Consider the following 9300-nt stretch of genomic DNA (forward strand, 5'->3'; position numbering starts at 1 on the left):
AATAATATTTTACTTTGCGCCATGCGGCAAGCTTATAAAAAGACGAAAAGGGGGCATCTTTTACGATGCCCCCACCGTTTCCGGCTCAATTGATGCTGATTTTCTTTGGCTTGGCTTGCTCTGTTTTGAGAAGAGTGATCTCAAGAACTCCATCCTTGTAGTTTGCCTTCACTGTGCTCGTGTCCACGCTTGAGGGGAGAGAAAAACTTCTGCTGAATTTGCCATAGCACCGTTCGAGGCGATAGGCATTCTTTTCTTCGACTTCCTTTGCTCTCTTCTTCTCACCGGATATGGTGAGAATGCCATTATCAACATTTATTTCTATTTCATCCTTGTTAATTCCTGGCATTTCTGCTTTCATCACCAGACTATCTGCATCTTCATAGACATCCATCCTAGGTGTCCACATGGCATAATCTTCCTCCTCGAAGAACCTGATCAGAGGATCGCCAAAAAGCCTGTTCAGCCTGCGAGTCGACCTTTCCATTTCTCGGAAAGGGTCCCATTTTACGAGTGACATAATCGTTCACCTCCTTATCATTACTGCTCAACCTCCGGAGGCTTGAAGCGCCTTTTTTATAAGATTGCCCTTTCCCTCTGTCAAGCCCTTCTATGGTCTGTCTGTCAGAATCCCTTAGTCAGGCAGGAGCCTGACCAGTGAAAGAAGGGTCTCATATCATCCTGGTCAGGGCATGATGAATTCGTGCTCTGGGTGCTTGACGCTTAGCACAGGGCAGGGAGCCTTCCGCACAACCCTCTCCGCCGTGGAGCCGAAGAGCGTGTGGCTCAGAATGTTTCTACCATATGTGGCTACGACGATGAGGTCTATCTCCTTTTCCCTGGCCGCCTTGATGATCTCCACATAGGGAGTCCCCCTGGCGACGATGAGTTCGACTTCGATCGACTTATCCACTTCGCTCTCCACGAACTTCTTCAGGTCCTCCCAGGCTTTCTTTTCCTGCGACTCTATTATGTCCGCGAGTGGAACGGCGGTATATTCGCTGACGAATGTTGGGAGTTTATCCTCCACGACGTGGATGATGTAGAGCCTGGCCCTGAACTCTTTTGCCAGAGTTTCGGCATACGTGAAGGCATGACGGGAATAACTTGAGAAGTCGGTTGTGGCCATGATTTTCTTCAAGTCTATCATCGTTCCCTCCTCGATTCTATTTTGTTGCGCGAATCAGTCTTTGAGAAGACCGACGCATCATCTTAAATCTTCTGATGAAACAGCTGAACCAGGTTGTCCGGGACAGGCCTGTAGTCAAGAGGCTCCATGTTGAAGGAAGCCCTCCCCTGCGAGATTGACCGAACGATTGTGGAATACCCGAACATCTCGGAGAGAGGGACTACTCCCTTCACAATTGCTATCTTCTTCACGATCTTAGTATCTTCGATGAGGGCTCTCTTACTATTCAGGTTTTTGCAGATCGGACCGAGAAATTCTTCAGGCGTCCTCACTTCAAGTTTCATATATGGTTCAAGAACTCTGGAACCAGCCTTCTTGAGCGCATCGCGGAAGGCAAGATTTGCCGCTGCATTGAGGGTTATTGTAGCCGTCACAGGGTCATTGAATCTTCCCTCGAGAAGCGTGACCCGGATATGGATGACCGGATAGCCGTAGATCCCACCCCCTTCCGCCGAATTTGCTACGGTGTCCAGCATGTCTGGGATATAAATGGATGGGACTTCCACTTCTCTGATCCGGCTTACGACATCGACCTTGGTATCTCCTCTGTGATATTCCAGACCGAGCGTAACCTTTCCAAAAACATTCTGCCCACCGATTACCTTCGAGAATTCCCCGATCCCCTCCGCCGATCCCGCGGCCGTTTCCTTGTAGGAAACCCTCGGCTTTCCAAAATACGCATCCAGGTTGAATTCCCTGAGCATCCTGTTCTTAAGAACGTCGATATGAAGCTCGCCCATACCCGAGATGATGAGTTGTCCAGTATCCGGATCGATCTTCTGCTTGAAGGTTGGGTCTTCCTTCTCGAGCTTCTTCAGGATCTCGGCAAGTTTATCCTTGTCGGCACTCGTCTTCGGCTCGATAGAAACCGAGACAACGGTATCTGGAAAGTGAATCGGTTCGTAGATGATTCTGTTGTTTTCATCGGTCAGGGTGTCGCCGGTCACGCTCCACTTAAGACTGGTGGTGGCAACGATGTCTCCCGCTTCCATACTTTCCACCTGTACCCCCTTGTCGGCATGCATCTGGAGGATTCTCCGTATCCTTTCCTTTTGCCTCTTTCTCGGATTGTATACCCAATCGCCAACCCGGGCATGACCCGAATAGACTCTCAGATAGGCAAGCTCAGCGGCGGACGTCGCCACTATCTTGAATAGGAGTGCAGAAAAAGGCTCATCCACAAGAGGCTTCCGCACCTTCTCCTTTTTATTTTCTGGGTCTTCTCCCTTGATGATCGGGATATCGATAGGCGATGGAAGAAAATCGCAAACGGCGTCTAGGACTTTCTGTACGCCGATGTTCTTTAGTGCCGCTCCACACAGCACAGGGGTCAACTTCCTTGAAATAGTGCCTGCGCGCAGCGGTTCGATGATCTCGTTCCGCTCAATATTCTTTCCATCAAGATACTTCTCGGCAATGGCATCAGAAAGATCGGCAGTCGCTTCGAGAAGGATCTTTCTGTACTCCAGAGCCTTACCCTTCAGGTCGCCTGGGATGGGACCGGAGCCGAAATTCTTTCCGAGCGATTCCCTGTCGTAAGTGTAGAGCTTCATATCCAGGAGATCGATGATCCCGAAGAAAGTGTCTCCCTGTCCTGCCGGGATCTGGATGGCGATGGCTCCCCCACCAAGTTTGTCATGGATCTCCTGCATGGTGGCATAGAAGTGCGCGCCAATCCTATCCATCTTGTTGATGTAACAGATTCTGGGAACTTGGTATTTGTCGGCTTGATGCCAGACCGTTTCCGATTGCGGCTCGACTCCCTCGACACCATCGAAGATGACAATGGCACCATCGAGGACTCTCAGTGAACGCTCCACTTCTGCGGTGAAGTCCACGTGTCCGGGAGTGTCGATGAGATTGATCTGGCAGTCGTTCCAGTAGAAAGTCGTGGCGGCGGAAGAGATAGTTATCCCTCTTTCCTTCTCATCATCCCTGAAGTCCATGATCGCCTGCCCATCGTGGACTTCACCGATTCTGTAGCTCTCGCCACTGTAATAGAGGAAACGTTCCGTCGTCGTGGTCTTGCCCGCGTCGATGTGAGCAATAATCCCGATGTTCCTCAGCTTCTGTATCGGTTTCTTCGGCATTCCTCAATTTACTCGCGAAGATGTCATAGTTTAGCACACCTGGCTCATCGTCAGGCACCGATGAATCTCGGTCTCGGATCGCCAAAGGTAACCTGATCGGGAAATTCAAAAAAAAGTTGATAGCCAGGCTTGTATGGAGCCGAATGGAAGAGGACTGCCCTGTTCTCTTTAGAAGATTGCAGCCATCTTTTCACCGATGCGTAGTCCTCTTCACTGTACACCCTGATGCCAACAGCCTTCGCTCCGATTCTATCTGCTTCCTCGATGACTCTGTCCGTTTCGCTCAATCCCGATATTTTGACGGTGTGAAGGTTGAGCGGGACATACGAACCGAGAGCCTGAAAATATCTGGCTGGAGCATCGTAGTATCTCGCTATGGAATCCTCCTTGATATCCTGAACGACGAACTTTTCCTTCACGGAAAATTTTATGGGTTGCCCTCCTATTACCGCTCCATCCTCGGTTTCCCTTATGGGAGCCGTGCCGAGGATGACTCCCTGCGCATCGTGTCCAAGCAGCATCCCGATCTCTCTGTCGCACGGGGAATAGACGTTGACTCCCCTGCTTGCAAGATAGTATGCGGCCTGAGCTTTAGGTGGGTTGTCGCCGCAGGCGATGACAAGATCAACTTTCTCCCGGATCGCCTGTTCGACCACCGCGGAAGTTCCATGTGTATCGATCATCAGGGCAACATTCTTATACTGCTTAGTCGTCGGATACTGGACCTTATCGTCCAGGATCTGAAATCGGAAAACCCCTTTCTCATCCGGCGCAAACCATTTCCCATCTTTATAGGCGAGGATGCTCCCCAGCAGAACGATCGGTACTGCTTGCGCATACTCCATCAGATCCCCCATTCTTGCCCCTTCATGATATTCAAGGATGTTCCTCAACCGCAGATAATCTCCGGAAAAATCGTAGCGGAACTGACAGGAGAGCCAATCCCGGAACGTCCGTTCCAGTTGGATCCCGACTCTCGCTCTCCTGCGTATCTTGATAGAGCTTTCCCCGAGGATGAAGGAGTCAGGGTTCGATGGGACGGCCAGATTCCTGGAAATTGTCACTTCCCCGAATTGGGGAATGTACCCGCCTGAAGCCAGTGACTTGAAGACCTGGCTCCTCCACTTCATCCCGAGTTTCTTGGAAAGCTTTGAAGCCTCCCGGAAATATATTCCCGCTTCGAGTGAGACTCTCGGGGCAAGCATCCCCATTATCTCGTAGAGGAGCATCCTTCGGAATGGATCCTTCTCGAAGGCAAGCGAAAAATTATAAAAGGCGATCGAGTCTTTTAAGAGTGACTCATCGGGGATCATAGTCCCGAGCATGTAGGAGATCTCCCCTTTCAGGAAGAAGTCACCGCACCGGTATCCTCTGTAAAAGTCCACAATCTTGTCCTTCAATCCCTCCGGTTGATACTGCCAGAAACAGGAGTGACAGATGTCCATCTTCTGAGGCTCAGGATCCTCGCTGGCTCCGGTAAAATAGATGGGCAAAAAATTGAAAACGATAAGGGTTATCATGCCTAAGCGAATCTTTCTTGGAGCACTGTTCATATTCTCCTCCACTGGAACACAATTTTTTCAGCACTATTTTAATTGCAAAAGGGTGACATTCATAGCTATTAAGAAAGGAATCCACTTGGGATGTTTATAAGATTTCATGCTCGGGAGGATAAAGATCCTATGGGCAGGAGCGTTGCTTGTAAAAGACATCTTTAACAAAGATGTCTGATGGATCGGGTCTGTCGTATCTCACATCGTCGAAGACGACATGGGTAAATTGGGTCTCTACGGATATCGCCTTCCCATCTCCTCCGCTTTCATCGATCTCGCTGAGACGCTTGGTGTGGTCAGCATTGTCGTTGCCTGGGTCGTCGTCTCCGTCATCCCAGGTCACGCCACCGTCTATGCTCCTCTTGTAGTAGATCTCTCCCATGGGAACGGGACCGATGATGCCGCAATCCAGGGGGCTGTCCCTCTCATCTTTCCAGATGATGCCAATCTGGTTGCCATAGAGGTCAATCCTTGGATCGAGCGACCACATGCTCATCTCCGTCAATCTCCTTGCCGGTTCCCAGGTGAGCCCATCGTCCATGCTCCTCTGGTAATAGATCTCAGAATTGCACTCCTCCTCTATAAGATGCCTGTCGTCTTCCCAGACGATGTGAACGATGTTCTCATAAGCTATGACGTCGGGATAGCGGGATCCCGGCTCGGAGATGATGACTGGCTCGCTCCAGGTGGCGCCGTTGTTCAGGCTGCCCGAATAGTAGACCTTCGACCACTCCCACTGCCATACGGCATGGACATTCTCTCCATAAGATGTGATGGCAGGATATAGAAAATCCGTCGTTCCGGCCGAGATCTTCTTCGAGTGGTCGGCGTTGTCGTTGGAGGGATTGTCATCTCCGTCATCCCAGGTCTTGCCATTGTCCATGCTTCTCTTGTAGTAGACGTGGAATGCGTCGTCTCCTTCCCTGTCATCCACCCAGACGGCGTGGACCGTATTCCCCGAGACGCTGATGTCGGGATACCAGGCCTCGTAATAGAAGGGGCCTAACATGTTCAGCATGAGCGGCTTCGACCAGCTGCGACCATTGTTCGTGCTCTGGATATAGTACACCGCGGAGACCATATCGCCCCCCACTATGTCCAGTCCGATGAAAACGACATGAATGTTCTTCCCGCTGACCGCTATTCTGGGCTCATGAAAGTCGCCCGTGCTGTTCTTCGGCGTGATAACTTTCATGTTGCTCCACGTTACTCCGCTATCATCGCTATTCCGGTACCAGATTCTCGACGTGTGGATCTGTCCTCCGATGTCTTTGTAGTCCTGCCAGACCACATGAACATAATTTCCATCGGATGCAATATCCGGCTGATTGGAGAACTCTCCATCCACCTCCGAGAGGAGGATGTCAGGGCCCCAGACGCACTGGGCATAGATATTATCCCCTCGCTCCGCTCCAAGCGAAAGAAAAAGAGAGACAGCAAGGATGGAAAGAATTGTCGAAAGGGTTTTAAATCTTATCATGATGGCACCTCTATTCATATTTATTACGCTGATTGCCTGTTCATGTCAAGAGGTTATCCAATAAGGTAAGAATGGAGGCGGCGATCGGAATTGAACCGATGAATGGAGGTTTTGCAGACCTCTGCCTTACCGCTTGGCTACGCCGCCATAAATTCATGTATAAATTAACACGCTGGTTCACACCCGTCAATACATATACATTGGGGTTTCCTGAATTCTATGGAACTCTTAGCTCCTTCTATTCGTAGCGGAGGGCTTCGATGGGTTCGAGTAGAGAGGCTCTGCGCGCTGGATAGAATCCAAAAAAGATCCCTACCGCAGCGGCAAAGGAAAAGGAGAGGATGATGGCCGAGAGAGATATAACCGTCTTCCATCCAGCAAAGTAGGTGATGGCCTTGGATGATGCAATTCCGATCCCGATGCCGATGAGACCGCCGATGATGGACAGGACAAGCGCCTCGATGAGGAATTGAAGAAGGATGTCTCTAGAACGGGCTCCCACGGCAATGCGGATACCTATTTCCCGTGTGCGCTCCGTGACAGAAACAAGCATGATATTCATGATCCCGATGCCACCGACGATCAGGGAGACAGAGGCTATGCTTGCGAGCAGGATCGTCATGGTCTTCGAAGCCTCTGCCGCCGCTGAAGAGATATCCGAGAGGCTTCGGATTGAGAAATCGTCATCCTGACCTGCCTGGATCCTGTGCCTCTGCCGGAGAAGCGCTTTGATCTGATCAATGGCTTTCTGCTCGTCTGCGCTGCTCCTCGCGGCAACAAGGATGATAGAGATGTAGGTCACTCCCATGATCTTCCGCTGGACGGTCGTGAAGGGAACGACTATGACGTCATCCTGGTTCATCCCCGATGCCGTCTGCCCCTTCTCTTCGAGAAGACCCAGGATTCTGAAGGGGATGTTCTTGATCCTGATCACCTGTCCCACTGGATTTTGCAATCCGAAGAGGTTCTCCGCTGCAGTCTGACCTATGAGGCAGACATTAGTAGCCCCGTCCACATCTTCCTGCGTGAAATATTCCCCGCTCCGAAGCTCCCAGTCTCTGATGTCAAACATGGCGGGAGTACTCCCCTGAATGAGGGTCGACCAGTTTTGTGTGGCGCTGACAGCCTGGGCGACAGTCCTGACTCCTGGAGCGGTCAGCCTGACGGCCGGGCATTCGTTTTGAATAACCAGGCAATCATCATATGTAAGGGTAGTTGCCGAGCCATGACCGGCTCGCACGCCTCCCTGTGTCGTGCTCCCGGGAAGGATGATCATGACATTCGTTCCAAGGCTGGATATCTGCTGTTGAATCTCGGCGTTGGCCCCTTCACCAAGGGAAAGCATGGTGATGACGGCCGCCACGCCGATGATGATCCCGAGCATCGTCAGGGCGGCCCTGGTCTTGTTCCTACCGAGCTCCTTGAACGCAATGGTTATGGAGATGAAAGACCCCATCAGAATCCTCTTCCCATCATCGGCATCTTTCTCTCTTTTTGCTTATTGACGAAGAGTTCCTCCAGGATGACATCATCTCCTTCGGAAAGATCTCCTTCCATCACTTCGCTGAACTTCCCGTCTGTGATTGCTGTCTTCACCCCGATGGGGATCGGCTTGCCATCCTTAAGAATCCATATGACCGGCATATCCGATATCGACGGATGACCGGAGGCTCCTTTCGAATTAAATTTTAACTTCCCATCCTCAGGCATGTTGCTTGGCTTGAATCTGAGGGACAGATTAGGGATCTTCAGAACATTCTCGCGCCTGTCGACGAGGATGGAGACATAGGCCGTCATTCCCGGTTTTAGCTTCAGATCCTTATTGTCGACATTAATGACGGCATCGTAAGTAACGACATTCTGAACGATTACGCCAGCGTTTCTCACCTGAGAGACTTTCCCGTGAAACTGTTCCTTGGGAAATGCATCGACCCGGAAGCTGACATCCTGTCCCTCTTTAATCTTCCCGACATCAGATTCGGAGATATCCGAGTGTACCTGCATCTTCGTGAGATCATTTGCGATGGTGAAAAGAGTTGGAGCCTGAAGAGATGCTGCCACCGTCTGACCGGCATCGACATTCCTTGAGATGACAATCCCATCGATTGGACTGGTGATGACCGTGTGTCCAAGGTTGACCTCAGCAAGGGACAGGGAAGCCTCAGCCTGCTTGACCTGAGACCTTGAGACCGAGAGCTGCGCCACGGCCGACTCATAGGCACTTCTCAGGGCATCGATTTCGCTATCGGAGATGAGCTTTTCTATGTAAAGATCTTCTCCCCTCTTCAGATTCCGTTTTGCCTCCTCAAGGGCCACTTCGGATTTTTCAAGGTTTGAGGTGGCGCTCGCCAGGTTGGCTTCTGCCTGTTTCTTCTGAGCCATGAAGATGGATGGTTCCAGGAACGCAACAACCTGACCCTTCTTAACAATGGAGTTATAATCGGCCAGAAGCTCCTTGATCGTACCCGAGACCTGGCTTCCAACGGAAACTGTGACGAGGGCCTCTATCCGTCCGGTCGCCGCGACTCGTTCCTCGATATCCCCCTTTTCCACCTTTGCCGTCTTATACCTGTCAGTTGAGTTTCTCTCCCTCAGGAAGAAATACCATGTCCCCGCGGTAACAATCACAACCAGAATAACTATTATCGATATCAGCCTCTTATTCATATAACTTTATTTTAAAATATTAATTTTCTTTTATTGATATACTCGGTCCGATTGGGCATCGTCATTGCCATCTTAAATATTTTCTTTTTTATATTATTGAATTTCGCATAAATAAAGGAACAATTCATCTCCTCCATGGTAGATCAGAAGCATAGATACAAGACCATAAGAGCTTTTGGGAACCCCGTAGCCTCCGCACCGAATTCCGGAGCTTGCCTTGAAGCTCCCCCAAATCCTCCAAAACACTATTGCAAAGATGACGATCCGTCTGATTCCAAACATATTCGGCAGGATTGAGTTCCGGGGCATAGGCCGGGAAAT

General features: G+C 50.5%; 7 protein-coding genes and 1 tRNA gene. All 8 read right to left on the reverse strand.

Annotated elements, in window-relative coordinates; translation table 11 throughout:
* Positions 1 to 85: 85 nt before the first annotated feature.
* Positions 86 to 520: an Hsp20/alpha crystallin family protein gene (locus tag AB1756_01975; GenBank protein ID MEW5806109.1), complete on the reverse strand. Its 435-nt coding sequence runs from the start codon at positions 518 to 520 to the stop codon at positions 86 to 88.
* A gap of 165 nt (positions 521 to 685) precedes the next feature.
* Positions 686 to 1150, reverse strand: a complete 465-nt coding sequence (locus AB1756_01980; protein MEW5806110.1) for a universal stress protein — start codon at positions 1148 to 1150, stop codon at positions 686 to 688.
* Positions 1151 to 1212: 62 nt separating this feature from the next.
* A complete protein-coding gene (gene fusA, locus AB1756_01985; protein ID MEW5806111.1) occupies positions 1213 to 3279 on the reverse strand; it encodes an elongation factor G in 2067 nt (688 codons plus the stop codon).
* A 50-nt stretch (positions 3280 to 3329) separates the two neighbouring features.
* Positions 3330 to 4832, reverse strand: a complete 1503-nt coding sequence (locus tag AB1756_01990) for a hypothetical protein (protein ID MEW5806112.1) — start codon at positions 4830 to 4832, stop codon at positions 3330 to 3332.
* Positions 4833 to 4959: 127 nt separating this feature from the next.
* Positions 4960 to 6312: a sialidase family protein gene (locus AB1756_01995; GenBank protein ID MEW5806113.1), complete on the reverse strand. Its 1353-nt coding sequence runs from the start codon at positions 6310 to 6312 to the stop codon at positions 4960 to 4962.
* 72 nt (positions 6313 to 6384) lie between these two features.
* Positions 6385 to 6459, reverse strand: a tRNA-Cys gene (locus AB1756_02000).
* Between the two features lie 91 nt (positions 6460 to 6550).
* Positions 6551 to 7768: an ABC transporter permease gene (locus AB1756_02005; GenBank protein MEW5806114.1), complete on the reverse strand. Its 1218-nt coding sequence runs from the start codon at positions 7766 to 7768 to the stop codon at positions 6551 to 6553.
* Positions 7768 to 8979 (reverse strand): efflux RND transporter periplasmic adaptor subunit, encoded by a 1212-nt coding sequence (locus AB1756_02010; protein ID MEW5806115.1) that lies wholly within the window; start codon positions 8977 to 8979, stop codon positions 7768 to 7770. The genes AB1756_02005 and AB1756_02010 overlap by 1 nt, the downstream gene beginning before the upstream one ends.
* Positions 8980 to 9300 lie beyond the last annotated feature (321 nt).

The sequence above is a fragment of the Acidobacteriota bacterium genome (assembly GCA_040752675.1).
GTDB lineage: Bacteria > Acidobacteriota > Polarisedimenticolia > JBFMGF01 > JBFMGF01 > JBFMGF01.

Excerpts from the sequence above, each read along its gene's own strand:
- AB1756_01975 (MEW5806109.1), bottom strand. The coding sequence starts at position 520 with ATGTCACTCGTAAAATGGGACCCTTTCCGAGAAATGGAAAGGTCGACT.
- AB1756_01980 (MEW5806110.1), bottom strand. The coding sequence starts at position 1,150 with ATGATAGACTTGAAGAAAATCATGGCCACAACCGACTTCTCAAGTTAT.
- fusA (MEW5806111.1), bottom strand. The coding sequence starts at position 3,279 with ATGCCGAAGAAACCGATACAGAAGCTGAGGAACATCGGGATTATTGCT.
- AB1756_01990 (MEW5806112.1), bottom strand. The coding sequence starts at position 4,832 with ATGAACAGTGCTCCAAGAAAGATTCGCTTAGGCATGATAACCCTTATC.
- AB1756_01995 (MEW5806113.1), bottom strand. The coding sequence starts at position 6,312 with ATGATAAGATTTAAAACCCTTTCGACAATTCTTTCCATCCTTGCTGTC.
- AB1756_02005 (MEW5806114.1), bottom strand. The coding sequence starts at position 7,768 with ATGGGGTCTTTCATCTCCATAACCATTGCGTTCAAGGAGCTCGGTAGG.
- AB1756_02010 (MEW5806115.1), bottom strand. The coding sequence starts at position 8,979 with ATGAATAAGAGGCTGATATCGATAATAGTTATTCTGGTTGTGATTGTT.